Annotated in this window: 25 protein-coding genes; 5 read left to right on the forward strand and 20 right to left on the reverse strand. The window is 67.7% G+C overall.

Translation table 11 applies throughout. From position 1 onward, the window contains the following. The first annotated feature begins 40 nt into the window (after nt 1-40). Complete coding sequence (locus AB0F51_RS09570; protein ID WP_360276613.1) at nt 41-793, forward strand: hypothetical protein; 753 nt, start codon at nt 41-43, stop codon at nt 791-793. Nucleotides 794-861: 68 nt separating this feature from the next. Here AB0F51_RS09570 and AB0F51_RS09575 read toward each other — a convergent pair whose 3' ends face one another. The 5 genes from AB0F51_RS09575 to AB0F51_RS09595 all read right to left on the reverse strand — a co-directional run bounded on the left by AB0F51_RS09575 (nt 862) and on the right by AB0F51_RS09595 (nt 6,139). Continuing rightward, nucleotides 862-1,692, reverse strand: coding sequence for a siderophore-interacting protein (locus AB0F51_RS09575; protein ID WP_360276616.1), 831 nt, complete (start codon nt 1,690-1,692; stop codon nt 862-864). Between the two features lie 85 nt (nt 1,693-1,777). Further along, a complete protein-coding gene (locus tag AB0F51_RS09580) occupies nt 1,778-2,839 on the reverse strand; it encodes a hypothetical protein (protein ID WP_360276619.1) in 1,062 nt (353 codons plus the stop codon). Continuing rightward, on the reverse strand, nt 2,836-3,891 hold the full coding sequence (locus AB0F51_RS09585) for a hypothetical protein (protein WP_360276621.1): 1,056 nt from the start codon (nt 3,889-3,891) through the stop codon (nt 2,836-2,838). The genes AB0F51_RS09580 and AB0F51_RS09585 overlap by 4 nt, the downstream gene beginning before the upstream one ends. Then, nucleotides 3,891-4,928, reverse strand: a complete 1,038-nt coding sequence (locus tag AB0F51_RS09590) for a hypothetical protein (protein ID WP_360276624.1) — start codon at nt 4,926-4,928, stop codon at nt 3,891-3,893. The genes AB0F51_RS09585 and AB0F51_RS09590 overlap by 1 nt, the downstream gene beginning before the upstream one ends. Before the next feature lie 155 nt (nt 4,929-5,083). Beyond that, nucleotides 5,084-6,139, reverse strand: a complete 1,056-nt coding sequence (locus tag AB0F51_RS09595; protein WP_360276627.1) for a hypothetical protein — start codon at nt 6,137-6,139, stop codon at nt 5,084-5,086. A gap of 258 nt (nt 6,140-6,397) precedes the next feature. On the opposite strand from AB0F51_RS09595, the gene AB0F51_RS09600 reads away from it, so the two are divergent. Beyond that, a complete protein-coding gene (locus tag AB0F51_RS09600) occupies nt 6,398-7,744 on the forward strand; it encodes an ATP-binding protein (RefSeq protein ID WP_360276630.1) in 1,347 nt (448 codons plus the stop codon). Here AB0F51_RS09600 and AB0F51_RS09605 read toward each other — a convergent pair. From AB0F51_RS09605 to AB0F51_RS09650, 10 genes are all read right to left on the reverse strand, one after another. Next, nucleotides 7,741-8,451, reverse strand: a complete 711-nt coding sequence (locus AB0F51_RS09605; protein ID WP_360276633.1) for a cation transporter — start codon at nt 8,449-8,451, stop codon at nt 7,741-7,743. The two genes, AB0F51_RS09600 and AB0F51_RS09605, sit on opposite strands and share 4 nt — an antisense overlap. After that, nucleotides 8,448-8,777, reverse strand: coding sequence for a metalloregulator ArsR/SmtB family transcription factor (locus tag AB0F51_RS09610; protein ID WP_360276636.1), 330 nt, complete (start codon nt 8,775-8,777; stop codon nt 8,448-8,450). The genes AB0F51_RS09605 and AB0F51_RS09610 overlap by 4 nt, the downstream gene beginning before the upstream one ends. Before the next feature lie 65 nt (nt 8,778-8,842). After that, the gene (locus AB0F51_RS09615) at nt 8,843-9,799 is read right to left on the reverse strand and encodes a lipase family protein (protein ID WP_360276639.1); all 957 of its coding nucleotides are present in this window, start codon (nt 9,797-9,799) and stop codon (nt 8,843-8,845) included. 376 nt (nt 9,800-10,175) lie between these two features. Beyond that, complete coding sequence (locus tag AB0F51_RS09620; protein ID WP_360276642.1) at nt 10,176-11,423, reverse strand: MFS transporter; 1,248 nt, start codon at nt 11,421-11,423, stop codon at nt 10,176-10,178. Nucleotides 11,424-11,530: 107 nt separating this feature from the next. Next, a complete protein-coding gene (locus tag AB0F51_RS09625; protein WP_360276645.1) occupies nt 11,531-11,785 on the reverse strand; it encodes a type II toxin-antitoxin system Phd/YefM family antitoxin in 255 nt (84 codons plus the stop codon). Between the two features lie 88 nt (nt 11,786-11,873). Continuing rightward, complete coding sequence (locus AB0F51_RS09630) at nt 11,874-12,296, reverse strand: VOC family protein (RefSeq protein WP_360276648.1); 423 nt, start codon at nt 12,294-12,296, stop codon at nt 11,874-11,876. Nucleotides 12,297-12,313: 17 nt separating this feature from the next. Continuing rightward, a complete protein-coding gene (locus tag AB0F51_RS09635; protein ID WP_360276651.1) occupies nt 12,314-13,450 on the reverse strand; it encodes an endonuclease in 1,137 nt (378 codons plus the stop codon). Between the two features lie 122 nt (nt 13,451-13,572). Beyond that, on the reverse strand, nt 13,573-14,304 hold the full coding sequence (locus AB0F51_RS09640) for a hypothetical protein (RefSeq protein WP_360276654.1): 732 nt from the start codon (nt 14,302-14,304) through the stop codon (nt 13,573-13,575). After that, nucleotides 14,301-14,798: a sigma-70 family RNA polymerase sigma factor gene (locus AB0F51_RS09645; protein ID WP_360276656.1), complete on the reverse strand. Its 498-nt coding sequence runs from the start codon at nt 14,796-14,798 to the stop codon at nt 14,301-14,303. Before AB0F51_RS09645 ends, AB0F51_RS09640 begins: the two co-directional genes overlap by 4 nt. 340 nt (nt 14,799-15,138) lie before the next feature. Next, nucleotides 15,139-16,083 (reverse strand): glycoside hydrolase family 16 protein, encoded by a 945-nt coding sequence (locus AB0F51_RS09650; RefSeq protein WP_360276659.1) that lies wholly within the window; start codon nt 16,081-16,083, stop codon nt 15,139-15,141. Nucleotides 16,084-16,223: 140 nt separating this feature from the next. Between AB0F51_RS09650 and AB0F51_RS09655 the strand changes: the two genes are divergently transcribed. Then, nucleotides 16,224-16,928: a GntR family transcriptional regulator gene (locus AB0F51_RS09655; RefSeq protein WP_360276662.1), complete on the forward strand. Its 705-nt coding sequence runs from the start codon at nt 16,224-16,226 to the stop codon at nt 16,926-16,928. Here AB0F51_RS09655 and AB0F51_RS09660 read toward each other — a convergent pair. The 5 genes from AB0F51_RS09660 to AB0F51_RS09680 form a co-directional block, all read right to left on the reverse strand. Further along, on the reverse strand, nt 16,925-17,758 hold the full coding sequence (locus tag AB0F51_RS09660) for a carbohydrate ABC transporter permease (RefSeq protein WP_360276665.1): 834 nt from the start codon (nt 17,756-17,758) through the stop codon (nt 16,925-16,927). The two genes, AB0F51_RS09655 and AB0F51_RS09660, sit on opposite strands and share 4 nt — an antisense overlap. After that, complete coding sequence (locus AB0F51_RS09665; protein ID WP_360276668.1) at nt 17,755-18,723, reverse strand: sugar ABC transporter permease; 969 nt, start codon at nt 18,721-18,723, stop codon at nt 17,755-17,757. The genes AB0F51_RS09660 and AB0F51_RS09665 overlap by 4 nt, the downstream gene beginning before the upstream one ends. 4 nt (nt 18,724-18,727) lie before the next feature. Continuing rightward, a complete protein-coding gene (locus AB0F51_RS09670) occupies nt 18,728-19,990 on the reverse strand; it encodes an extracellular solute-binding protein (protein ID WP_360276671.1) in 1,263 nt (420 codons plus the stop codon). A 235-nt stretch (nt 19,991-20,225) separates the two neighbouring features. Next, complete coding sequence (locus AB0F51_RS09675) at nt 20,226-21,371, reverse strand: aminotransferase class I/II-fold pyridoxal phosphate-dependent enzyme (protein WP_360276674.1); 1,146 nt, start codon at nt 21,369-21,371, stop codon at nt 20,226-20,228. Then, nucleotides 21,355-22,146 (reverse strand): PrsW family intramembrane metalloprotease, encoded by a 792-nt coding sequence (locus AB0F51_RS09680; protein WP_360276677.1) that lies wholly within the window; start codon nt 22,144-22,146, stop codon nt 21,355-21,357. Before AB0F51_RS09680 ends, AB0F51_RS09675 begins: the two co-directional genes overlap by 17 nt. Before the next feature lie 130 nt (nt 22,147-22,276). Here AB0F51_RS09680 and AB0F51_RS09685 point away from each other — a divergent pair, with 130 nt between their 5' ends. Both AB0F51_RS09685 and AB0F51_RS09690 read left to right on the forward strand, forming a co-directional pair. Beyond that, nucleotides 22,277-22,756, forward strand: coding sequence for a hypothetical protein (locus AB0F51_RS09685; protein WP_360276679.1), 480 nt, complete (start codon nt 22,277-22,279; stop codon nt 22,754-22,756). A 151-nt stretch (nt 22,757-22,907) separates the two neighbouring features. Continuing rightward, complete coding sequence (locus AB0F51_RS09690) at nt 22,908-26,600, forward strand: S8 family serine peptidase (protein ID WP_360276681.1); 3,693 nt, start codon at nt 22,908-22,910, stop codon at nt 26,598-26,600. Nucleotides 26,601-26,626: the final 26 nt, after the last annotated feature.

Raw genomic sequence — 26,626 nt, forward strand, 5'->3', positions numbered from 1 at the left:
ACATTAGAGCCTGGGCACCGCGATGTGCTTGGGTTTTCCGGTGAGTTCACTGGAGGCAAGGCATCGGCAGGCCCAGCTGGTCGTGACGATCGTCTATCTCGGCATCCCGCTGGTCTTCCTCGGCCTGACGCTGTGGATCAGCGCGGAGGCCGACAACTGGCAGGCGGCGCTGATTCCGCTCGCACTGCTCGCGGCCGGCTGGTGGCGGCGCGGGAAGAGTCGCTTCAAGCCCGCCAACTGGCGGTGGGCCGGGCTCACGATGGGTGGCGTCACGGCGATGTTCACGTCGTTCTACACGATCGTGCTGGACTCGGCTTCGCTGGCGCTGTGGTTCCTGCCGATCGGTGTCGGTGGCGCGATCATCGGTGCAGCCTTGGCGGGCTACGGCTTCCGCCAGCTGATGTCTCCCGCGATCCCGGAGCTGGCCGAATCGCCGTACGAGCTGAGCTTCCGGATGCGCGGCCTGACCCGGCTGCGGCTGTCGATCGGCGCCGACCAGGTCGCGCTGCACGAGCTGATGGTGGCGCAGTCGGCCGAGGGCGGGCAGACGACCGAGCGGGACAAGCGCTATCCGTTGACGGCCGTGACCGGCGTCCACGCCGTCGAGCTGTCCGGACACGAGCGGCTCAAATACCCCGTGCCCATGAAGCTGGCACCAGCCAGCAGCCCCGGCCCGGCACTCATCCTGCAGGCCCAGGGCGAAGACTGGGTGCTACCGCACGACGACGCCCCAGTCATCACCGAAATCCTCAACCGCCGCATCGCCACCGTCCGCTCGGGGAAAAGCTCATGAGCGACCGCGCCGTCGCACCGAGCTGACCGCCGCCGCGCGGCCGGCCCGGTGGGGTTAGTTGGATGGGGTTAGTTGCCGGCGGTGGCGCGTTCTTTGCGGGCTGTTTCGGATTTCTCGGCTTGCCAGCCGTCTTCGTTCTTGCCGAGGCGCCAGTAGCCGGACAGGGAGACCTGCTCGCGCGCGAGACCGCGGTCAGTGAAGAGGTGGCGGCGCAAGCGCAGTACGAAACCGGCCTCGCCGTGGACGAAGGCCTGGACCTCGCCGGGCGGGAACTCCAGCGCCTCGACCGCCTCGACCAGGCCGTCACCGCGTTCGCCGCCGCGACCGGCCCGGTGCAGCCAGGTCAGTTCGACGTCGCCGGAGCCGCTGAACTTCTGCTCCTCGGTCTCGTCCTGGACCTCGACGAACACCTTGGCGTGGGCGCCCGGCGGCAGTGCCTCGATCGCGGCGCCGATCGCCGGCAGCGCACTCTCGTCCCCGACCAGCAGGTGCCAGGCGGCGGTCTCCTGCGGCGAGTAGGCGCCACCCGGACCGTTGAACCAGAGCTTGTCGCCGGGCTGAGCCGTCGCGGCCCACGGACCGGCGATGCCCTCGTCGCCGTGGTGCACGAAGTCGATGGTCAGCTCCTTGGCGGCGTCGTCCCAGGATCGGACGGTGTAGGTCCGCATCGTGGGCCACTGTTCGGACGGGAACTGCTCGCGGACGACACCCATGTCGAGCGGGTCCGGGTACTCGACGCCGGGCTGCGGGAAGAGCAGCTTCACGTAGTGGTCGGTGGTGCCGTTGTCGACGAACTCGTCGCAACGCAGCACCACCCTGATCATGTGCGGGGTGACGCGCTCGGTGCGGCGGACGACCGCCAACTTCGCGCGGCGGCTGCGGGGTGCGGGGGTGCTCACGCGACCACGGTCCTCTCGACCTTCAGGCTTGGGCGGATTTGGTTAGGCATACCTAACTAGCCTAACCCACCCCGCCCAAATCCCGTCAGGTACCGAGAATCGCGAAGGTCCTGCTGTAGCCGGCCTGGAAGCGGCCGCAGGTCGGGAAGTAGACCCGGTAGGTGTTGCTCCCGAGGTTCGGCGGCTGGGCCAGAACGGTGAAGCGGCCGCTCTGCCGGACGGTGCTCTTGCTGACCAGCCGCCAGACCGTCCTGCCGTAAAGCCGCTGCAGCAGCACCGGGCAAACCTGAGGAGCACCCGCGACCGAGCCGTTGACCGGTACGACGGTGCTGACCGGCACGCTGGTCTTCGACGGGGCCGCCGCGACGATGCCCGGTCTTAAGGGATTGAAGTAGCGACTGATGGTGTCGAGGACGCGACTGCGGACCCGGACGCAGTTGATCGTGTCAGCCGCGGCCGCCGGGAACGAGGTGTACAGGACGCCGGCCGTATCGGTCAGCCGGGTCGCGGTGCCGTAATCGTGGCAGGCCTCGTCGCTGACGACCCGCAGCGGGAGACGGACGCCGTACGGCTTACCAGTCGCGGAGTCGTAGATCACTGCCTTCACCTGGTACGCCGAACCGAAGGGAACGATCTTGGGGATCACCTGGACTGCCAGCTTCGGCAGGTGCACGCCGGTGACCGCGATGCTGGGCCCGTCGAAAGGCGTGGACTCATAGATGCTTCCCCTGGGGTCCAGGTAGCCCGGCAGGACGCCCGTCACCTTGAAGGTGCCGTTCGCCGTCGACGGGACCTCGACCGTCCCGGTCCAGGTGCCGTTCTTCAGTGTTCCGCCGGTCCGTCTCAGGTCTCCAATCATGCTGTTGAGCGGGCCGACGCCGCCGGTGCGAGCCAAGATCACATTGAGCGGCGTTTCGGTTTCCGAGTTGTACCCCGCTGTGACCGTGACCCCCACCACGACCCGGTTCAGACCCGAGACGAGCACCGCGGAACGGCCCAGCGTCACGCTGGTGACGCTCAAGGCCGGATCCGGATCCGGCCACTGCGCCGTACCCGGTCCTGCCACGGCCGACGGTGCCGCCACCAGCAGCGCCGCCAGTCCCACCAAGGCCGACCCGATGGCGACCATCACACGTCCGGTCTTCATCGGGTGCCTTGAATCGCGAAGGTCCTGCTGTAGCCGGCCTGGAAGCGGTCGCAGGTGGGGAAGTAGACGCGGTAGCTGTTGTTGCCGAGGTTCGGCGGCTGGGCCACGACCGTGAAGCGGCCGCTCTGTCGGACGGTGCTTTGATTGGCTAGGCGCCAAGCGGTGCGGCCGTGAAGGCGTTGCAGTAACACGGGGCAGCGGTAGGGAGCGCCCGCGACCGAGCCGTTGACCGGTACGAGAGTGCTGACCGGCACGCTGGTCTTCGACGGGGTCGCCGCGACAATGCCCGGCCGGAGCGGGAAGAAGAAGCGGGCGATGGTGTCGAAGTAGCGCCCACGCACGCGGACGCAGTTGAGCGAGTCGGCCGCGGCCGCGGGGAACGTGGTGATCAGGACGCCTGCCGTGTCGGTGTATCGGGGTATGGCGTCGTACTCGACGCACAGGTTGTCGTTCACGACCTGCAGCGGGAGCCGGACGCCGTACGGCTTGCCGGTCGCGGAGTCGTAGATGACCGCCTTCACCTGGTACGCCGAACCGAACGGAACCACCCGGGGGATCACCTGGACTGCCAGCTTCGGCAGATGCACGCCGGTGACCGCGATACTCGGCCCGTCGACAGGTGTCTCGGTGGTCATGTCCCCGGGAAGCATGTAGCCCGGCAGGACGCCGTACACCTTGAAGGTGCCGTTCGCCGTCGAAGGAACGTCGACCGTGCCCGTCCAGGTTCCGTCGTTCAACGTTCCGCCGGTTCGCTTCAGTTCGCCGGCGATCATGTGCTGGAGCGGGCCGACACCACCGGTGCGCTTGAAGAACACGTTGAGCGGCGTTTCGGTGCCCGACTTGTACGACGCTTTGACCGTAACCCCCACCGCGACCCGGTTGAGCCCCGAGACCAGCACCGTCGAACGACCCAACGTCACGCTCTTGACGGTCAGGTTCGGATCCGGTGACTCCGCCGTGGCCGGCGCCGCGGTGGCTGAAGGTGCCACCAGCAGCGCTGCCATTCCCAGCAAGGCCGACCCGATGGCGGCCAGGCCGCGCCCGGTCTTCATCAGGTGCCCCTAATCGCGAAGGTCCGGCTGTAGCCGGCCTGGAACCGGTCGCAGGTCGGGAAGTAGACCCGGTAGCTGTTGTTGCCGAGGTTCGGCGGCTGCGCCCGGACGGTGAAGCGTCCACTCGCCCGCACGGTGTCCTGGCTGGCCAGCCTCCAGACCGTCCTGCCGTGAAGCCGCTGCAGCAGCACCGGGCAGCGGTACGGCGCACCTGCGACGGTGCCATTGACCGGTACGACGGTGCTGACCGGCACGCTGGTCTTCGACGGGGTGGCTGCGACGATGCCCGGCCGGAGTGGGACAAAGCCAAGTCCGAGGGTGTCGAAGAAGCGGCCGCCGCCGGGCACCCGGACGCAGTTGAGCCAGTCAGCCGTGGCGGCCGGGAACGAGGTGTACAGGACCCCCGCGGTGTCAGTGAGCCGCGCGATGCCGCCGCGCTCGGCACACGCGTCGTCGACGGTGACCACAAGCGGGAGACGGACGCCGTACGGCCTGGCAGTCGCGGAGTCGTAGATGACGGCCTTCACCTGGTACGGCGAACCGAAGGGAACCACCCGCGGGATCACCTGGACGGCCAACTTCGGCAGGTGCACGCCGGTGACCGCGACGCTCGGCCCGTCGAACGGCGTCTCGGTCGTCATGTCCCCGACCTGCAGGTAGCCCGGCAGGACGCCGTACACCTTGAAGGTGCCGTTTGCCGTCGAGGGGATGTCGACCGTTCCCGTCCAGGTGCCGTCGCTGAGCGATCCGCCGGTGCGTTTCAGCTGGCCAGCGATCATCGACTTGAGCGGGCCGACGCCGCCGGTGCGCTTGAACAGCACGTTGAGCGGTGTTTCGCTGCCCGAGTACGCCGCTTTGACCGTGACGCCGACCGCGACCCGGTTGAGCCCCGACACGAGCACCGACGAGCGGCCCAGTGTCACACTCTTGACGGTCAGGCCCGGATCCGGCGTCTGCGCCGTACTCGGTGCTGCGCCCGCTGAAGGTGCCGTTACCAGCGCCGCCGCCATCGACACTGTCCCCAGCAGTGCCATCATTGTCGTCTTTCTCGCTCGCAAGCGCCCCACCCCTTTGTCCATTTTCGCAGGATGACACGGGGTGGGGCAATTTCCTAGAGGTTATTGCGAAAGGCAGCACTGCGGAAATTCTTCATTCTTTTCGCAACTTTCCCGCTCGTGCCCGCATCAAGTCTTCAGGTGCCCTGAATCGCGAAGGTCCGGCTGTAGCCGGCCTGGAAACGCCCGCAGGTCGGGAAGTAGACCCGATAGCTGTTGTTCCCGAGGTTCGGCGGCTGCGCCCGGAGGGTGAAGCGTCCGCTCTGCCGGACGATGTCCTGGCTGGCCAGCCTCCAGACTGTCCTGCCGTGAAGTCGCTGCAGCAACACCGGGCAGCGGAAGGGCGCACCCAAGACCGTGCCGTAGACCGGCACGACGGTGTTGACCGGCACCCGGGTCTTCGACGGAGTCACCCCGACGATGCCCGGCCGCAGCGGCATGAAGAACCGGCTGATCGTGTCGAAGCTGGGCCCTATCACGCGAATGCAGTTGACCAAGTCAGCCGAGGCGGCCGGGAACGAGGTGTACAGGATGCCGGCAGTGTTGGTGCGCCCGGAGTTGATGGCGCCGAGGTTGCAGAGGATGTCGTCAGCCGCAAGCCCCACCGGGATGCGGGTGCCGTACGGCAACCCGGTCGCGGTGTCGTAGATCGCCGTCTTCACCTGGTACGGCGAACCGAACGGCACCACCCTGGGGATCACCTGAGCGACAAGCTTGGGCACGTGGACGCCGGTGACCGCGATACTCGGCCCGGCGAAAAGCGCGTAGCTCTGGGGAATGTCGAGGTTGAGGCTGCCCCGCATGACCCACTCCACCGTGAAGGTGCCGTTCGCCGTCGAGGGCACGGCGAGCGTTCCGGTGTAGGTGCCATCCCTCACCGTGCCGGCCGTCAGCTTCAGGTACCCGGCGATCATGTACCCGAGCGGACCGACGCCGCCGGTGCGCTTCAGGTACACGTTGAGCTGCGAGGGGTCCTGCGGACCGTCCGCGAGGTACTCCGCCTTGACCGTGACCCCGACCGCGACCCGGTTGAGACCCGAGACGAGGACTGTCGAACGGCCCAGCGTCACGCTCTTGATGATCAGGTCCGGGTCCGGCTGCTGCGCCGTACTCGGCGACGCCACCGCCGAAGGTGCCGTCATCAACACCGCCGCCATCGACACTGTCCCCACCAATGCCGTCAACTTCGTCATTCTCGCTCGCAAGCGTCCCACCCTGGTCTCCATTTCCGCAGGATGACAGCCGGGGTGGGTATTTCCCAGGCCTTCGCCGGTATAGGCTGCAGAAAAGGCGGCGTTGGGGAATTCGGCACGATTTCCGGGTGGTCTTTGTCTTTTTCGCAACTTTTCCGCTCGGGCCGGCATCAGGTCTTCTGAGGGATTCAGCGCCCGTTCATCTGCCGGTCAACTCGTCCCCGCGTCCCGGCCCGGCGGAGCATCAAAGCTGGCGGGATGAGTCAGGTCTTCGGCACGCCCCGCCGCCCGGCGTACGCGGTCACCCGGACGGATCAGCTGGGCCGGCCGATCTCGCTCGACCGGCGCGCACCCGAGGGCAACTCGGTGCTGTTCACCGGCGGCCCGGGGATGGGCAAGAGCCTCGAGCTGGACCGGGCCCAGGAGCTGGCCCGGCGGAACGGCTGGACCGCCGTCCGGGTCGACGCCTCACCCCGCGAGCCGTTGGAGAACCGGTTCGTCCGGGCAGTCAGCGAGGATCTCGGCGGACTGCGCAAACGGCACGGGTACTTCGCGCTGCGCAAGCTGAAGAAGACGCTGCGGGACCTGACCCAGCGCAGCCGCAGCCAGCAGAACGGCGCGGAACTCCGCTTCGGCGTCGCACCGGTCCAGGCCGTGGTCAAGAAGCAGTGGGAGGCGCCGGGCAAGGACGGGGTCGGCAGCACGCTGAACCAACTGGCCGACAACCTGGGCGAGCTGGCCGCCAAGAAAGGGCAGCCGGTGATGCTGATGGTCGACAATCTCGACGTCGCGTCCGAGCGTGATCTCGCCGCGTTGACCGAGCTCTCCGCGCATCTGGAGCGGGAGGGCCGGCCGGTTTACCTCGTTGGCGCGGGAGGCGAGCTGGCGGCGACGAGACTGATGGCCGCATCCGGTGGGATGTCGGGGATCGCGACCGGCGTGACGGCGCGGTTCGACGTACGGGAGTGTGGGCCGTTGAGCGCTGACGAGCTGCGGCCGACGGTGACCGAGCCATTGCGGCAGGCCGGCATTCCGTACCAGCCGGAGGCTGTGGAGAGTCTGCTCAAGTCGGCCAACGGCAACCCGAGCCGGTTGCGGGATCTGTCGGAGACAGCGTTGCAGGTCGCGCGGCCGCCGTACGGGATCACTAGCGATGTGGCGAAGCAGGCGACGGCTCAGGTGAACGCTCGGGCTCGGGTGGTCTATCAGGCTGCCTGGAACAACTGCTCAGCTGCCGAGAAGGAGCTGCTGGCGAAGGTCGCAGTACGGGGGCCGCGGGGGTTGGCGATGGCGAGTGAGACTCAGGCGGCAGGGCCGGGCAAGTGGCAGGAGGTGGATGCTGCCAGGCAGGGGCTGGTCGCGCGCGGGATGTTGCGGGAGAGCCCGAGTGGTCAGCGGGTGTCGCTTGCGGATCCTGGGCTGGAGGAGTGGGTTCAGACCCGCGTGGGTCAGTCTGCCGCTCATGCTGGGGTGGCGCTGCCCGGTACGCCGGCGCCTGCGATCACTCAGCCGGATCCACGGGGTACGGCGGCCGGTGCTCATCACCGCGGTCCGAACACGACCACTCGTCAGGTCGGGCAGAGCACCTTCACCATGAACAGCTAGCAGCAGCCATCGTTGCAGGGCGTTTCCGCAGCACCTGGTTTGGCGGGGGCGCAGCAGCCTTTGCCCTGCCAGGCCTGGATGCCTTCGCGGAGCGCGATGGCGGCGATCACCAGACCGGCGATCGGGTCGGCCCACGACCAGCCGAGCGTCGCGTTGAGCACCAGACCGACCAGGAGCACCGCCGAGAGGTAGGTGCAGAGCAGGGTTTGGGTGCCGTCGGCAACTACCGAGTTGGAGCCGAGCGCCTTGCCGGTACGCCGCTGCGCAGCCGACAGCACCGGCATGACGAGGAGAGACGCCATCGCCAGGCCGATGCCGACCCGCGATGCGTCGGGGCTGGAACCGGTGGCCAGCGCACGGATCGACTCGACCGACACGTAGAGCGCGAGCCCGAAGAACGACAGGGCGATCAACCGCAGTGCCCGGCGCTCCCGCGTCTCCGGGAACGGATGCCGGAACTGCCACAGGATGATCAACCCACTGGCCACCTCGACCATCGAGTCGAGCCCAAACCCCACCAACGCCACCGACCCCGAAACCGCCCCGGCCCCAACAGCCACCCCAGCCTCAACCACGTTGTAACCAACGCTAACCCCCGCCAAAACCTGAGCCCGCCGCCCCAACTTCTTCCTGTCGACCTTCTCTGCAGTCGAAGGCACTTCACTGGAAACCAGTGGAAGCAGGCGCGGCTCGCCGTGGGTCGTCATTTGCACTCGCCGGTGGTGTTGGGCGGGCAGCAGGCGGGGTCTACTGCCAGGGCGATGGTGAGGAGTTGGGTGAGGGCTGTGCCGAGGGTGGGGTCGGTGAGTTCGTAGCGGGTTCGGCGGCCTTCTGGTTCCGCTACCACCAGGCCGCAGCCGCGGAGGCAAGCCAGGTGGTTGGACAGCGACTGACGGCTGACGCCGATGCGTTCGGCCAGGTCGGCCGGGTAGCTCGGGCCCTCGGTCAGGACGAGCATCACCTGCGTCCGGGTCGGGTCCGACAACGCGTGCCCGAACCGGGCCAGCACTTCACTCCGGCTGATCGTGTCCACACCACGACGGTACATCAAAATCTGTATTCACCGAAAGCTGTATCAATCGGCGGTGTGAGTTGCTGTCAACAGGTGCTTTGCACCGGGCGCTCGGCGAAGCGGTCAGCCAGCCAGGAGACCGCGCCGGGCAGGCCGGTGGTTTCGCCGGTGATGTGGTCTCCGGGCACGACGGAGAAGACCATGCGGGCGCCTTTGGCACACCAGGCTCGGTTGAGCGAGCGTGCTTGGCCGATGGGAACGATTTCGTCCAGAGCCGCGTGGTACTGATACACCGGCACGGTGGGTGCCGGCCGGGCGCTGAGCTCGTTCTCCGCGTACACCGACGCGACGTCAGGGCGAGCGTTGAACTGCTGGATCGTCTCGCCGGTGGAGTAGTCGCTGAACCTCTTCAACGGGAAGCTGGCCAGCGTTTGCACGACACACTGAGTCTTCACCGACGCCATGGTGGCCCTGCCCTCGGCGCTGAGGGACTCGTCCAGCGGGAAGCGGCCTGGATAGGCCTGCTGGAGGCCGATCAGCGCGTACAACTGCAGGCCTTCGCCGATGAGGCTGCCGTCGAGAGATTCGGCAACGTTGCGGACGTCGGCCGGCACGCCACCGGACACGTCAGTGATCAGTTTGAGCTCGGGCGCATAGGAAGGGGCCAGCGACGCCGCCCAACTCGACGCGCCGCCGCCTTGGGAGTAGCCCATGGTGGCCCAGCGGGTCGCCGCCGAGATGCCCGTTCCCGGGACGGAGGCAGCCGCGCGGGCGATGTCGAGCACCGTGTGCGCCTCGGAGACTCCGGCGACATAGGTAGGGGTGGAACCTGTGGTGTAGCCCTCGTAGTCGCTGACCACGACGCCCCAACCGTTCGCCAGCAGGAGCTCGACCGGTTGCAGTTCCTGCTCGGTCGTGGCGACGAACTGCTTCGACGGCGCGCACCGCTGACCCAGGCCCTGGGTACCGACCGCGAGGTTCACCCAGGGCCGGGTGCCGCGGCCCAGCCACGGCAGCGTGGGGGTGAAAATGGTGCCGGTCACCGCGATATCCGCATTCTGAGCGTCGCGAGAGTGATACATGACCGTCGTCGCCTTCGCCGTGAGCGCGGTCGCGAGGACCGTGGCGGGCCGGGAACGGATCACCGTGCCAGGTCGACCGGCAGGGAGGGGCGACGGCGCTTGGTAGAAATCGACAGAGGCTGAAGTCGCCGCGGGTGCGGCCGACGCTGTGGTCGGTGACGGGCAGGCCATTGCCAGGAGGGCCACGCCGAGCAGGCAAGCCGAAACAGGACGACGCACTACAGGACCTCATCTCATCTGGTGGCCGACGATCGCCGCCGCACCCTGCGAACCCGGCCGGGTCAACACGCAGCATTATGCAACCATCACAGACGGTCATCGAATTCTGCGTGGCAGCTCAGTCCCTCTTCAGCAGCTCTCTGCGGTCCTCCCGCTGAGCCCGCTGCCACATCGCCGCCAGCGCTACCGCCGCCAGTACGCCGGCCGCGCCGAACCAGCCGACCGCCTCGACCGGGTCCGTCTTGTCCGCGAGCAACCCGGCAAAAAGCGGGCTGACGCCGGTCGCGGTGGTCAGCCCGGAGTTGGACATCCCGATCGCCTGCCCGCGCCGCGCGTCCGGCAGCATGAACGTCATCGTCGTTGTCGTCTGCATCACCACGATCGTTCCGAACGCCCCAGCCAGTACGAACAGCACGATCGACGCCACCAGCCCCGGCCGGAGCAGACAGAGCGCGACCGGCGCCGCCGCGAGGATCGTCAACGGCCCGAGCAGCTTCGGCCGGAGCTCCTCCGGCACGAGCTTGCTGAACACGAACGCGCCGACCACACTCCCGAACGGATCAGCCGCCAGGATCAGCCCGACCACCACCGAGCTGCCACCGAACACCGCGGCGTACGGCGCAGCCATCCCCTCGTAGACGGCGACGAGCGCCATCAGCCAGAGCATCAGGACCAGCGCCCGCATCCCGCGATCCGCGAAGAGCAGTCCCCACGACTCTCCCGCCGACCCCCGCCACGACCGCCGTACGCCGGTATCTCCTGCCGCGCCGGCGCGGTCGGCCGCGGGTCGCGCCTGCAGCCGGGTGCGGATGAGCAGCGCGGAGCCGAAGAAGGTGAGCGCGTCGAGCAACAGGACGACGTACGGGTTGAACAACGCGATCAGCAGACCGCCACCGGCGAAGCCGGCCATCTGCGCGGACTGGATGGTGATGCTGCGAATCGCCATCCCGGTGGCGAACCGCCCTTCACCGAGCACATCCGGCAGCAGCGCGAGCTGAGCCGACTTGAACACCGGCTGCAGCAACGACACGATCCCGACCAGCACACACAGCGACCAGAACGGCATCCCCGGAATCGCCACCAGCAGGATGAGGCAACCGCGCAACCCGTCGACCCACATGATCAACTCACGCCGCGGAAACCGATCCGCGAGCCCGGTCAGGAAGATGCCACCGAGCAGGGAAGGCACGAACGTCAAGGCATAGGTCAACCCGGTCAACGCGGCCGACCCCGTGTCGGCAAACACCAACACCGACAACGCCACCCGAGCCAACTGATCCCCAGCTACCGACTGAAGCTCCGCCAACCACATCGCCCGAAACTCCGGAACGCGAAAAACTTCCCTGTAGCTAGCCCCACTCACCATGCGCCGGAGCGTAAGCCGCCCTCAGGTCCCCAACCCCAGCATTCGACCCTACTGAAAACACTTGCAACACCGGCCAGATCGCCGCCAGATGGAGCCGACCAGGAGGATCACCGACGCTGTTCCGCCACCAGATCACTGACCGTGCCCTCGACCCGGATCGGAGCAGGAGCTGGGCGCCTCGGCTGCCCGGGCAGCCGGACACGACCTTCGGCCACCAATCGCTCCAGCGTGCTGGGCTGAGAGATCCGCTCGAGGCGCGCGATCGGCTTGCCCCTGCGGGTGATCGTGATGGTCCCACCCCGGGCTACGTCCGCGAGGTACCGGCTGAGATTGCTGCGCAGTTCCTGGATCCCGATCTGCACCAGAAGACCTTCCTTGGTTGCTGGAGCTTCAGCCTAGGAAGACCGACGGTAAACGCGGAGGGCAGATCGCAGGGCAGGGCGGGCCTTTTCAGGTGGCGAAGATGTCTTTTTCGTTGGTGAAGGCTTTGAATTCGAGGGCGTTTCCGGCTGGGTCGTGGAGGAACATGGTCCACTGCTCGCCGGGTTTGCCTTCAAAGCGGAGGTAGGGGGCGATGACGAAGGGGGTGTTGGCGGCGCGGAAGCGGTCGGCCAAGGTGTGGAAGTCGGGGATTTCCAGGATCAGGCCGAAGTGGGGGACGGGGACGTCGTGGCCGTCTACCGGGTTGTGGATGGGTTGCTGGCGGGTCGGGGCCAGGTGGGTCACGAACTGGTGGCCGCGGAGGTTCCAGTCGATCCAGGTGTCGGAGCTGCGGCCACGCTCGCAGCCGACCACGGAGCCGTAGAACTCCGCGGCGGCGGCGAGGTCGTCGACCGGCATGGCGAGGTGGAAGCGTGGGATGGAAGGGCTCATACCTTCCAACCTAGGCGCTACGGCCAGATCGACGTGACCCATTCGGGGTGGTCGATGAACGGGTTGCGGTTGTGTTGCCAGGTGTCGAAGATGACCTGGTTGCGGCGCTTCTCGAAGGCGTCCGGCGGGTCGGCCGCGCTCCAGGCCTTCAGCACCGACAGCTTCCCGATGTACGGCGCGGTGCCGTTGTTGACCGAGTTGTTCGGCTCCAGGTTCGGCCATCCGTCGCCGCCTTCGTACCGAACCGCCATGTAGAGGATCATCCGCGCGACATCACCCCGTACTGCGGCCCGCGGCGCGAACGAGTCGCCGTCCGCCGTGCAACCCGGGCACTCCGCCACGGTCGTGCCACCATTGTCGAAGTCGAGGTTGCCGCGGGCACCGTTCACCGAGACGTCCTCGGGACGCAGGTGGTGCACATCCGTCCCAGGGCCGGTCGCAGTACCGAAGTCGCCGTGGGACTTGGCCCAGACGTGTTCGCGGTTCCAGTCGTTCACGCCGCCGCCGTTGGTGCTCTTGCTCTGTGAGCGGCCGGAGTACAGCAGGATCACGTTGTTGGGGTTGGCCGGGTCCTGGTCGGTGTCCTTGAGCGCGTTCCAGACCTGGTCGTAGCTCAGCTTGGTCTGGTTCGAGATGATCCCGTGCAGCGCGGACTTCAGCGCCGCACCCGTCTTCCCGGCAGCCGGCGCGTAGTAGTCACCCGGATCGGATGGACCCGGATCCGTTCCACCGCCGCCGCTGAACGCGGTCGGGTTCTTCAACCCCGCGTGTGGGGTGAAGTACGGCGTCAGCGTCCCGGTCACGCTGATCTTGGTGCCGATCAATCCCGGATTCGACTGCAGCCCGTACTGCGCCCGGAAGCTGGTCGGGATCTGGACGTACAGCATCGACGCCGTGCTGGTCTGCGCAGCCGAGTCGGCCAGCGCGAGTGCGGTGTCGCCGGTGAAGTTGCTCCGGATCACCGTGTTCGCGGCCGTCGGCTGGCCGACCACGTACCCCTCGACAGTGGCGACCGACCCGTCCTGTTGCTGGATCGCCGCACTGACGGTGAGGTTCGCCGTCGTCGCGGCCGTCGACGGATTGACGCCGAAGGCAAGTAACGCCAGCAGGACGCCGAAGATCAGCGCAGGACGGAAAGCACGATGAGAAGGCACGGCATCTCCCAGGGGCGGTTGGGAATCACGGCAACGGTGATCAGTCTGCCCGCATCAGCACCGGATCGAACGTCGAACCGCGGCAAAGGTTGTCCGACGATCCGGCAAACCACCGATGGCCGCTACGTCACCTGGACGGTCCACGGGCCGCCGGCCGCCTGGACCTGGTAGAGGGCGAAGTCGCGGCGGTTCTGGTGGAAGGTCTTCAGCGCGTAGAGCTGGTAGCTGCCCGGTTCCAGCACGGGCGGGCCGAGCCGATCGCACCGTCGAAGGGACAGCGAGGTCACGATGGTTGCCGTTTGCCGCGGCGTGAACACCCAGCGCCGACCCATCGACCGCTCGCCCAGAGGCCGCGCGACGACAACGCCGTCCTTGACGACAACGAGTCCCGGTCCGCCGGGTGTGCCGGTCAGGTCCAGTGTTCTGCCGGTGGTGTTGCTGACCTGGACACCGATCGGCGCGCTGGCCGCACCGGCCGACCGAGCCACCTTCCGCGTCGTCACCGAGACCAGCAACGACGGATCGCCCGTGATGGCCGCGGTGAGGCTCGCCCCACAGGCATCCCAAGCGCGGGTCTCCCCAGGGGTGATGGTCATCGTCGGAACCGGCGGTCGAGCCGGAGTCGGCGTCCCCCCGGCAGCAGGCCACTGCTCCTGCCCACCCCCCGGCAGTACTGCGTACGCTCCCGCCGCGAGCATCACCGCTGTCGACGCGGCGACCGCCGCCGTCAGCGCGGCGCGGCGACGCCGGCGCGAGCGGATGCGGGGAACCAACTGCTCCTCATCCAGCTCGACCCGCTCGGCCCCATCGGCAGCCAGGTCGTGCAGAAGATGTTTCAGGTCTCCGGAGGTCATCGCAGGCTCTCTTCGGTCGCGCCGAGTTGAGCGGCCAACTTGGCCCTCGCGTCGGCCAGATGACGTTTCACCGTGCCCTCGGCGCAGCTGAGTTGTTCTGCGATCTCGAGGACGGTGCGGTCCTCGTAGTACCGCAGGACGATGCAGGCGCGTTGTTTGGGCGACAGGGTCGACAACGCCTGCCGAACCTCGTCGGCGATGGTGACGTCCACGTCCTCGTGCACCGGGGGGTGGACGAGCAGGTGCCGCGCCTGCCGCCAGAGCGTTGCTCGGCGTCGGCCGTCGACGTACTGGTTGAGCATGACGCGCCGGACGTAGCCCTCGAGCTCTACTACATCCCCGCCGACTCGCAGGCGGCTGAACACTCGCAGCAGTGCGTCCTGGACGAGATCACTCGCCGCGGCCGCGTCACCGGTGAGCAGGTAGGCGTAGGAGCGCAGTGCGCTGCCGCGAGCCGTCAGGAGCTCGCCGAACGCGGCTTCCCAGTCAGCCACCCGCACCCCTCCCTGTCACTTACCCAGACGAGCAGGAACGGTGCGGGGTTGGGGGCAGCATCGAGAAAGATTGAGTCGGTGGGGCGGGAGCGCTGTGCGCTCATCCGCCCCACCTAGGTGTACGGGCCCCCATCAGCCCGTAGCTGCTGCCACGAACTGCTCGCCCATCCACCAGTGAGGTGCTACTGGCGGGCAGCACCTCACCGTCTGGCAGGAGTTGGGCCCGGAAGCCCTGCTCCGACGGTGGCGTGGTGCGGACGCCGTTACGGACCGTACTCAGTCCGGAACCGATTGTCCATGGGTGGCGAAGGGCGTCTCACACTACTGACGGGTCACTGTTTCAGCAGCTGATTGTGTCCGCATGCGTGGCGCCTGCGGAGCGATACGAGTTCACCCGAGCGACGGCCGCCGAAGGGGTCAGTACTTCGTTCTTCGCGTAGTACACCCAGTCCGCCGCCTGCACGTAGGCGCTGGTCCCACCCGTGTGGCCGGTCAGGTCGATGAACCACTGGTTGTAGTTGAGCGTCATCGGCCGCCGCGGGTAGACCGAGCGGCCGGCCGCGTCGGTGGTGTGGTCCGCGGCGAGCGCGCCGTCGACGTAGTACTTCACGTGCCCGCCGCCGACCGTGGCGACCAGGGTGTGCCAGCCCGCATGACTCCAGCGCCGGGCCTCGCTGATCCGCCAGCCGTCGAACGGGTCGGCCTGGTAGGTGTTCCAGCTGGTGATGAAGTTGACCGGCCCGGTCTCACCCCAACCGCCGTTCGGCAGGTACTCCGAGATGTCGAGCTCGCTGTACGTCGGTTCCCAGTCGTAGTCGAGCGGCGAGATCGTGTAGAAGGTCTGGTTGACGGTGTCCCCGTCGGCACCGCTGATCGGGGTGTCGCTGAACTTGAACCGGGTGGCGTAGGTGCCTTCGAAGAAGCGCAGGTCCCGTTGCTGGACCTGCGCGTGCGTGGTGCCGGCCGGCGTGCCGTTGGTGGTGGCACGCAACTGCAGCGCCTTCCGGCCGTCCACGACCGGGAAGGTCACGTTGTTGGCGGCCCAGGTCGCGCCGCCGACGCCGGGTCCGCCGGCGTTGGTCCGGACCTCCCACTTGTGGCCGGTGAAGTTGGGGTCGGTCCGGGAGCTGTAGTTGAAGTCGTCGAAGAACGCGCCACACGCGGCAGGCCTGAGCGGCTTCTCGGGTCCGGGGCGGGCGCTGGCCGTAGTACTGGCGCCGGCGGCAGCAAGAGCAGCCAGTACTACGGCTGTCGCGGTGATCCGGAGTTTGCGTGATCGAGCCATGGTTTTCACCTTCGTCTCGGGGCGGAGAACGCGGGACTCTTCGTAAAATGGTCTATCCAACTGGTCAAGTCAACCCCTCAACCCGGAGTGAATGCGCTCTCAGAGGTCCGACCATTGGTAAAGATTGCTAGGATCGTGCCATGAGGAGGACCGAGGCGCGCGATCGCCTGCTGCGGCTGATCGAGGTCCGGAGTCCCGGTGAGGCGCTGCCCTCCGAACGCAGCCTGAGCGAGTCGCTCGGTGTGTCCCGCCCGACCCTGCGCGCCGCGCTCGACGATCTGGCCCGCGACGGACTGGTGGTCCGCGAGCACGGCCGCGGCACCTTCACCAGCTCGCGCAAGATCCACCAGGAGCTCGAGCCGACGCCGACGGGCGATTTCCAGGTTCCGCCGGCCGAGGGCACCCCCTGGCAGAGCAAGCTGATCAGCTTCGACATCGAGCCGGCCGGCGCGAGACTCGGCCAGCGACTGGAGATCTCACCGGGCGACCAGTTGGTCTCCGTGGTCCGGCTGCGGCTCGTCGACGGCGCTCCGATGTGCATCGAGCGGATCCGGATCCCGTCCGCCTTCGTTCCCGGCATCACCGGCCGTGACTTCGAGATCGGCTCGCTCTACGGGTTGCTGCGGTCGAGGTACCAGGTGGCGGCGAAGGACGCAGTACAGACGACTGAGCCGACGGTGACCGATGCGCAGGAGGCGGCGCTGCTCGGCGTACCGCTGCATTCGCCGGCGTTGCTGTTCGAGCGGACCACGCGCAACGCGGACCGCGCCGTGATCGAGTACACCCGCTCCCTCTATCGGGGCGACCGGTACCGGATCACGACGCGGTTGACCTTCCCTGATTAGCCCTTCACTGCTCCGGCGGCCACGCCGGTCGTCACGCGGCCCTGCAGGACCAGGAAGATCAGCAGCACCGGCAGCATGAACAAGGTCGCGGCAGCCATCGTCGCGCCCCAGTCCGTGCCGAAGGTGTTGCTGAACGACGAGAGCCAGACCGGCAGCGTGCGCTGGTCCTGGTTCTTGATGATCAGCAGGTTCGCGAAGGCGAACTCGTTCCACGCGGTGATGAAGCCGAACAGCGACGTGGACAGCAGCCCCGGCGCGAGCAACGGGAAGACGACCCGCCGGAACGCCTCGAACTGGTTGCAGCCGTCCACCTGGGCGGCCTCCTCGAGCTCGACCGGGATGCCCTTCAGGAAGCCGCGCAGCGTCACGATCGTGAACGGCAGCGTCATCATGAAGTAGATCAGCGTCAGCATCGGCAGCTTGTCCAGCATGTCCGTGTCCCGCGCGATCACGTACATCGGGATCAGCAGCGCCTCCCACGGCGTCATCTGCGCGATGAACACCATCAGGATGAACGCCTGCCGGCCCTTCCACCGGATCCGGCCGACCGCGTACGCCGCCAGGCAGGCGACCACCAGCGACATCAGTACTGCGCTGACGGCGACCAGCCCGCTGTTGCGCCAGAAGATCCAGAAGCCGTCGGCGTTCACGGCGGTACTGAAATGCGTGAACGTGACGTGCGTCGGGAAGAACGACGGGGTCTCGGCCTGGATCTCCTTGGTCGGCTTGAACGCGGTCAGCACCATCCAGTAGACGGGGAAGACCGAGAAGGCGAAGACGCCGAGGGCCAGCACGTTCAGCGTGAGCCTGCGGCTGAGCCGGGTCCTCACAGTTCACCTTCTTCCTTGAACATCTGCCGGAAGTAGGCCAGCAGCACCACGGCTAGGATCAGCACCGTGACCATCGAGATCGCCGCCCCGAGGTCGTAGCGGTTCAGCGACTGGGCGATCTGGTAGGCGTAGACGGGCAGCGTCAGCGTCGCGTCGCCCGGACCGCCCTGGCTGATCGCCCAGATCTGGACGAAGCACTTGAACACCCAGATCACTTCGAGGCACAGGATCAGCCCGAACATCGGCCGGAGGATCGGGAACGTGATCAGCCGGAAGGTCTTCACCGCGCCGGCCCCGTCGATCTGGGCCGACTCGTGCAGCTCCTTGGGCACCGTCGTCATCGCGGCGTACAGGGTCAGCGCCGCGAACGGGACCGACTGCCAGACGATCAGCAACACGATGATCGCGAACGTCGAGTTGCCGTCCGCGAACCAGGCCTTGCCGTCGTACTGTTCGAAGCCGAGCGCGACGAGGACCCAGTTGACGACCCCCAGCTGGGACTGGAAGAGCCACTGGAAGACGGTCGTCGCGGCGATCACCGGGATCGCCCAGGCGACGACCAGGCCACCCATCACCGCCAGTCGCATCCACTTGCCCAGGGCACCGATCAGCAACGCGACCAGAGTGCCGAGCACCATGATCAGGCCGACGTTGATCGCGGTGAACACGAACGTGCGGCCGACCACACTCCAGAACTTGTCGTCGGTCAGGATCGTCTTGTAGTTGTCGAACCCGACGAACTCGGCGCCACCGCGAATCAATTGGGCGATGCCGAACTTCTGCACCGAGATCAGCAGGTTGCGCACCAGCGGATAGACCAGCAGGTACGCCGTACCGACAACCGTCGGCGCCACCAGCAGGTATGGGAGAACCCGTGACCACAGGGGTCGCCCCCGCCGGGCCGAGACCGGCGTACCGGTCTCGGGGGCGGGGGCCGCTGTGGTTTGTGCTTCAGCCACAGCCATGGCTCTACTTGGCGTTCAGGGCCTGGGTGATGATCTCGTCGGCCGCCTTCGCCGCGGCGGCGGGGTCACCGCCGGTCAGCACCTTGGTCTGGTACTCCTTGATCGGGTTCTTCGCCTCGACCGCGGCCCAGTTCGGCGAGTTCGGCGTCGCCTTGCCGTTGGCCGCACCGGCCGCCATCGCCGCGGTGCCCTCGTCGGAGCCGACGGAGGCGGCCAGGCTCTTCCGGTTCGGCACGTACTTCATCGTCTTGGCCAAGTCGACCTGCCACTTCTCACCGGCCAGCTCCTTGATGAACGTGTACGCCGCGTCCTGCCCGTCCGAGGCCTCCGGGATGATCAGGTCGGAGCCACCGGTGAAAACGGCACCCGGCTTGTCGGCGGTCTTGCCGGGGATCGGGAAGAAGCCCAGCTTGTCCTTGAGGGCCGGGTTCGCCTGGGTGATCAGCTCGGCCGCGCCCGGGACCGCGATCATCTGCGCGACCTTGCCCTGCGCGAACACGTCGGTCTGGGTCGGCTTGGCCTCGTCGGAGTCCTTCGGGCCCTTGCCGAGCGCCTGGATCTGCTGGTAGAAGTCCATTCCCTTCAGCGCCTCGGGCGTGGACAGCGCGCCCTTCCACTGGTCGCCTTCCTTCACCGCCAGGTCGCCGCCCTCGTCCCAGATGAAGCCGGACAGCACGTAGAAGTTCTGGCCGGGCAGGTAGATGCCCTGGTTGCCGCCGGTGTTCAGCTTGGCGGTCGTGGCCAGCCACTCCTCGCGGGTCTTCGGCGGCGTGACGCCCGCCGCCTGGAACAGGTCCTTGCGGTACACGACGACGCGGTTCGCGGCGTAGTACGGGATGCCGTACTGCTTGCCCTCGTACAGACCTGGGCCGGCCAGGCCCTCGATCCAGTCGTCGCCCTTGAGATCGGCCTTCTTGTCGGTCAGGTCCTTGACGCCACCGCTGGCCGAGTACTGCGCGACCTGGGTGTTGCCGACCTCGATCACGTCCGGCGCGTCCTTGCTGGCCAGGGCGCCGATGATCTTGGTGCCGATCCCGTTCCACTCCTGGATCTGGACGTTGGCCTTGATGTCGGGGTGGCCGGCGGCGAAGTCCGCCTCGAACCGCTTCAGGAAGTCGTCGGAGACGCTGCCCTTCATCAGCCAGACGTCGATCGTCGTCGGGCCGGATGCGGCGGCGTCCTTCTTGTCGTCGGAACTGCCGCAAGCGGCGAGTGCAGTGAGGGATAGGGCCGCGACTGCGGCGACAGCAAGCGAACGGAACTTCATCGGATCACCTCGGGCGAAGTAGCCGGATCGGCCTCCGGCTGACTGGTACGAACCTGTCGTTCAGTGGCGTAGAGAATTGCCCAGCCCGGATGACCAGTCAATAGTTCAGGAGCCTCCGTTACTAAGTCGTGAGAGCGCAATCGCACGGCAAGTGGCGGTTCAAGCTGGCGTTTGAGAGCAAGCGTCGCAGCCTGCGTTGCGCAGGGCGCAATAGACCACTTTGAGAAGTGGTAAGTTATTTACTGGACCACTCGGTCCGCTTGTCGAGCCATGTCGCCCACTGCTCGAGAGCTTCCTCGGGCCTGCTGCGGCCGAGGCCGACGCGGAAACGGTCGGCCGGCGTCTCGGTCAACTCGGAGCTGTAGATGCTCGACGGCAACAGCAGGATGCCGGCCTGCTCGACCAGGCTCGTGCACATTGCTTCAACCCCGTCGGCACCTAGGTACCGCGGGTAGCAGACGCAGCCACCCTGCGGACGGGCGAAGTCGAACAGTTCCGGATAGCGGCCGAAGAACTCCTCGAACAGCGGCAGATTGGTCCGGATGATGTCCCGGTTGCGTTCCAGCAGGTGATCACGAGCGCGAAGCCCAATGAGGGCAAGGATTTCGCTCGGCGCGGAGTTGCAGATCGACGTGTAGTGCTTGGCCCGCTCCAGCTTGTCGAGCAGCGCACGGTCGCGGCAGGCGATCCAGCCGATCCGCAGCCCGGGCAGGCCGTACGCCTTCGACATCACGTTCAGCGACAGGGCCGTCGGCGACAGATCGGTTGCCTGAGGCAACGATGGTCGCTCCAGTTCCAGGCCGCGGTACACCTCGTCACCGAACAACCTGATGCCCCGCTCCTCGCACAGCTCCACCAAACGCTGCCAGGTGGCGAGATCCGGTACGGCGCCCGTCGGGTTGTTCGGGAAGTTGACCGACACCAGTTTGGTGTTCGGCCGGAGCGCGCGTTCGACCGCGTCCAGGTCGAGCGACCAGTTGCTCTCAGCAACCAGTGGGACGCCGGTGACTTCGCAGATGGACAACGGGATCGTCTCGGCCGCCTGGTAGTTCGGCGTCAGCACCACGGCATGGTCATCAGGCTCCAGCAACGCGTGCATCGCCAGGTAGATCGCCTCTTCGGCGCCGGCGAAACACAGCACGTCCTCCGGTGCGACCACGTCGTACGTACGGGCGATCTCCTCGCGCAACGCCGGTAGCCCGCGCGTCTCGGTGTAGCCGAGCGCGAGCGTGTCCCAGCGCCGCCGGCCGTCCTCGTCGGCGAGCTCGAGCAGCTCGGACACCGCGATCGTCTGCGCGTCGGACGCGGTCAGGTGGTAGCGGGCGCTGAACTCCCAGCGCGAGAAGTACGTCTCCAGCTTGAAGTCAGGCAGGCTGGGCATCGGCGTGGTCCTTCCGCTGCGCGTGCCGGAGGCCGGTGAGGAGGAGGCCGATGCTGATCGCGCCGACGATCGCGTAGGTGACGCGGCCGCCGATGCCGTCCCAGGTGGTGTGTAGGGCAACCGCAACGGCGTACGCGCCGAGGAAGCCGAGGAATCGCTTGCCCGTGGGTGCGACCACGAAGCGCCAGAGTCCCCAGCAGGTGATGCCGGTCCAGGCGGCGTGCCCGGCTGGGGAAAGCAGTCCACGGATGAAGAGGGTCTGCTCAGCGGCACCCACATTGCCGTCCGACTGCAGCAACGCGACGAAGGCGTAGCCCATCGTCTCCAGTACTGCGAACCCGGTGCCGACAGCGACCCCGATCACGATGCCGCCGCCGATCGAGTGGCGGTACCGATGGCCGAAGAACAGCACCAGGATGGCCGGCACGACCAGTTTGGCCGCCTCCTCGATCAGGCCGACCCCGAGCATCGGGAGCGCGCCGAGCTTGCGCATCGCGTCGTACTCGAGCAGGCCCGCGACCACCACGCCGACAACGCCACCGAACAGCAGGGAACCGCCCAGGGTCGGGCCGTCGATCAGCCAGCGGCCGGAGCGGCCGGCCGCGAACATGACGAAGGTGAGCGGTACGACGAGCGCGCCGAGCAGGATCATGGTCGGAAAGAGGTTCGGGTTCCCGGTGTCGGTCAGGACGGCCAGGACGAGCAGATAGAGCCCGCTGCCGATCACGAACGTGCCAACCCAGGCCCACCTGCGCACCAGCTGCTGTGCCGTCATAGGCAGATCCTCCACCTCACCAGCCGCCTCCGCAGCCGTGTCTCAGTGCGTGTCCCAGGGCGTGTCCTGATAACACTCGGTTGCCAACGGCTACGCACTGAGTAACCTCGGGGGAGGAGAGGGGCTGCAGATGAAGGTCATGTGGTGCGCACCGCTGCTGCTGCTCGTCGTCGGCTGCGCCGCCGACCAGCCCGCGCAACAGCCCACGGTCACTGTCACCGCCTCGGCAGCTGACCCGACAACACCCCAGCAAACCAGCCCGACGCCCTCCGAGCCCCCTGATCCCACCGTGGCGCCGCCCACTGACCCCCAGCCCTCCGCTCCGCCGCCGCAGTCCACCGCTCCGCCTACCAAGCCGAGGCCGCCCAGCGCGCCCGGCTCGGCGCGGACGGCCGTAGTACCGGCGGTGGTCGGCGTGAACCACCAGCTGGCCCAGGACACCATGCAGGCCGCCGGCTTCTACTACCTGCTGGAAGAGGACGCCACAGGCCAGGGCCGACTGCTGATCAACGACCGCAACTGGGTGGTGGTCAGCCAGTCTCCAGCGGGCGGCAGCACCGCCCCACTCGACACCAAGATCGTCCTGCGGTCGAAGAAGATCGGCGAGTAGCCCACTGTTCTCCTGGAATTCGCCGGGGTGGCGCGGTTGCGCCATGTCGCAGGGACGGCAGTGGTGGACAGGGCACGGACGCGGAATCCGGTTGCAGACTCACTCGGAAGAGGTGGCCCTGCCCACTACGCCTCTCGAAGGAGACCTGCCCATGTCCTCCCCCGTCCCTGTGCCGTCTGGAGTGAAGGCGGCCGCCACCCTTGCGTCCGTCCTGGCGCTCAGCGTCGCCGCGGTGATCCCCGCAGGCGCTGCCCCACCACCCGCCGCCCCGCGCGCGACCGGCGTACCGGCGAAGTCCGCTGTCGTCACCCTGATCACCGGTGACGTCGTCGAGGTCACCGATGCCGGCGCCGGGAAGAAGGCCGCGACTGTCCGCCCGGCGGCCGGCCGCGAGCGGATCGCCTTCCACACCCTCGAGGTCGACGGCGGCCTGCGGGTGCTGCCGAGCGACGCCGTGCCGTACATCTCGACCGGCGTCCTCGACGCCGACCTGTTCGACGTCGACGAACTGATCGCCGACGGCTTCGGCGACTCGGCCGCGACCACCCTGCCGCTGATCGTCCGGTACGCCGACCCGTCCGCCGCCCGCACCCAGTCCCTGGCCGGTACGACGACCACGCGCACTCTCGACTCGATCGGTGCGGCCGCGGTCACGGCGACCAAGAACGAGCTACCCGAGCTGTGGAAGTCACTCGAGCCGTCCGGGAACGCCCGTGCGCTCAGCCGGGGGATCGCGAAGATCTGGCTGGACGGCAAGGTCCGTCCGGTGCTCGACAAGAGCGTGGCGCAGATCGGCGCCCCCGCCGCTTGGCAGGCCGGGTACGAAGGGGCCGGCGTAGAGGTCGCAGTACTGGACACCGGGGTCGATGCCGCGCATCCGGACCTGCAGGGCAAGGTCCAGCAGGCCCAGGACTTCTCCAGCAGCCCGACGGGTTCGGCCGACCACTTCGGCCACGGCACCCATGTGGCCGCCACGATCGCCGGTACCGGCGCCGGCTCGGGCGGCACCCGCAAGGGCGTCGCCCCGAAGGCCGACCTGCTGATCGGCAAGGTGCTCGGTGACGACGGCTACGGCTACGAGTCGTGGATCATCTCCGGGATGGAGTGGGCCGCGGCCGAGGGCGCCAAGGTCGTCAACATGAGCCTCGGCGGCGGCCCCACCGACGGCTCCGACCCGCTCAGCCAGGCCGTCGACCGGATCACCGCCTCCTCCGGCACCCTCTTCGTGGTGGCCGCGGGCAACGACGGCGCCGACGAATCGATCGGTACGCCCGGTACGTCGCCGTCCGCGCTGACCGTCGGCGCGGTCGACCGCAACGAGGCGCTGGCCGACTTCTCCAGCCGCGGTCCGCGGCTCGGCGACAACGGTCTGAAGCCCGAGATCACCGCCCCCGGCGTCGACATCGTCGCTGCCCGCGCGGCCGGTACTGCGATGGGCCAGCCGCTCGACGAGCTGTACACGGCAGCCTCCGGTACGTCGATGGCAACCCCGCACGTGGCCGGCGCGGCGGTGCTGCTCGCCCAGGCGCACCCGGACTGGAAGGCCGACCGGCTCAAGAACGCGCTGGTCAGCACCGCCAAGACGAACCAGGACCTGACCGTCTACGAGCAGGGTTCGGGCCGGGTCGACGTCGCTCGCGCGGTAGCTCAGAAGGTCTACGCATCCGCGACGGCCGACTTCGGGCTGGTCAGCGCCTGTTCGGCGAAGACGATCACCTACCGGAACGACACTGCCGCACCTGTGACGCTCACGCTCTCCGTGGACGTCGACAACCTGGACACCCGCAAGCCCGAGACGGACGCGCTGACCTTGCCGGGCACCGTCACCGTTCCGGCCGGCGGCAGCGTCGACGTACCGCTGACGCTCGACCCGGCGAAGCTGGACCGGGGCATGCACAGCGGGTGGATCGTTGCCACTGGCCCCAATGGTCTCGTGACCCACACCGCGGTCGGGACGCTGAAGGCCGGGCCGAGGCACAAGGTCACCCTGCGAGCCGTCGACCGCGACGGCCGGCCTACCGGCGTACCGGTGGTCAGCCTGTTCGGTGACAACTCGCGCTCGGACGTGCTGGCGTGGATCCGTGACGGCGAGGAGTACACGGCTGAGGTGGAGGAGGGGACCTACCTGGTCCACTCGCTGATCGAGGACTACAACGTCGAGGACGAGAAGGTCAGCCTCTTCACCGACCCGAACATCTCCGTCACCAAGGACACCGAGATAGTCATCGACGCGCGCAAGGCCGTGCCGATCACGATCACGACGCCGAAGCCGTCGGAGCAAAACGCGGTGCTGAGCTACTACGTGAACCGGGTCTACGGCAACGGCCGCAGCATCAGTCACGGCGTCATGCACTTCAGCACGGTCAAGCAGGTGCTGGTGACCGCCACGAAGCCAGTGGCTGACGGCAGCTTCGAGTTCTCGTCCCGCTGGCAGCTGGTCGCGCCGATCGTGCAGGCGTCGATCTCCGGGATCACCGGGCCGCTGGACATCAACCTGCTGCACCACTCCCCGTCGTACGAGGGTAAGAAACGGTTCCCGCTCGTCACGGCCGGTCCTGACCTGGCCGGGGTCAAGGGCGCGATCGCGGTCCTCCCGTCCAGCGAGGACGGTACGGGCGAGGGCAGTGAGCAGGACCAGATCGCCGCAGCCGCCAAGGCGGGTGCCGCCGGCGTCATCCTGGTCCGGCCGCCCGGCTGGTCGGCGTGGACCGTGTGGACGCCGATCGGTGACCGTGAGCCGATCCCCGCGATGGCGACCGGCAGCACGGACGGCAAGAAGCTGCTGGACCGCGCCCGGGCCGGCCGCGCCACCATCGACCTGACCCTCACCACCTCGAGCCCTTACCTGTACGACGTACAGCAGGTGTCGCGCGGCTTCATCCCGGCGAAGATCGACTACAAGGTGACGACCGCGAACAGCGCGCGAGTGACCACGTCGTACGCCGACAACGGCGGCTTCAACTGGGCCAAGGAGCAGCGGTTCGGGTGGCGGCCGTGGCAGACCTTCGCCTGGAACGACGCCCAGCGGGTCGTCCAGACGCCGAAGGTGCGGGAGGAGTGGGTGACCACCGGTGACTCGCTCTGGCAGCACCGGGTGCACCACCTCTACACCTGGAACGAGATGGGCCCGCTGCTCGGCGGGATGGCGTCGCTGCCGCGCAGCTACAAGACCGGGTCGTCCAGGGAGACCTGGTTCGGACCGGTAGTGCGTCCGGCGGCTGCTCCTGGGATCGTCTCCTCTCGGACCGGCGACCGGCTGTCGCTCCGAGTCCCGGCGTTCGTGGACGCCAATGGGCACTACACCGTCGGGGAGACCACCTCTGCGTCGGCAGTGCTCTCCCGGAACGGTGCTGTCGTGGCCGAACTGCCGGATGCGTGGGAAGACGTCGTCACGAGCAGCGGCGACGCGGCGTACCGGCTGGACCTCTCGACGGCTCGGGACGATGAGGAGGGCGAGTGGAACTGGGGAACCAGCACTCGCACTGTCTGGGACTTCCGCTCGAAGCAAGCTCCTGCTGACAAGGCGGTCGCCTTGCCGCTGCTGCAGGTCGGGTACGACGTACCGGTTGATCTGACTGGGCGGGTTGCCGCTCGGCCGCATGTGATCGGGTTCGACGTCCGTCAGCAGGCCGGCGCGGCTGCTGCTCGGTCCACCTCGCTGCAGGCCTCGGTGTCCTTCGATGAGGGCAAGACCTGGCGTCGGGTCGTCACTGTCGGAGCGCTGGGTCACTACGTGGCCGTAGTACCGGCGGGCAAGGGGACTGTGTCGCTGAAGGTTGTTGCTGGTGACAACGCCGGCAACAAGGTCACTCAGACCGTCATCCGGGCCTACGGGCTCAAGTAGTTGTCAGCCGGGGACCCTTTGGTGGG

The organism is Kribbella sp. NPDC023855, assembly GCF_040639475.1.
Lineage (GTDB): Bacteria > Actinomycetota > Actinomycetes > Propionibacteriales > Kribbellaceae > Kribbella.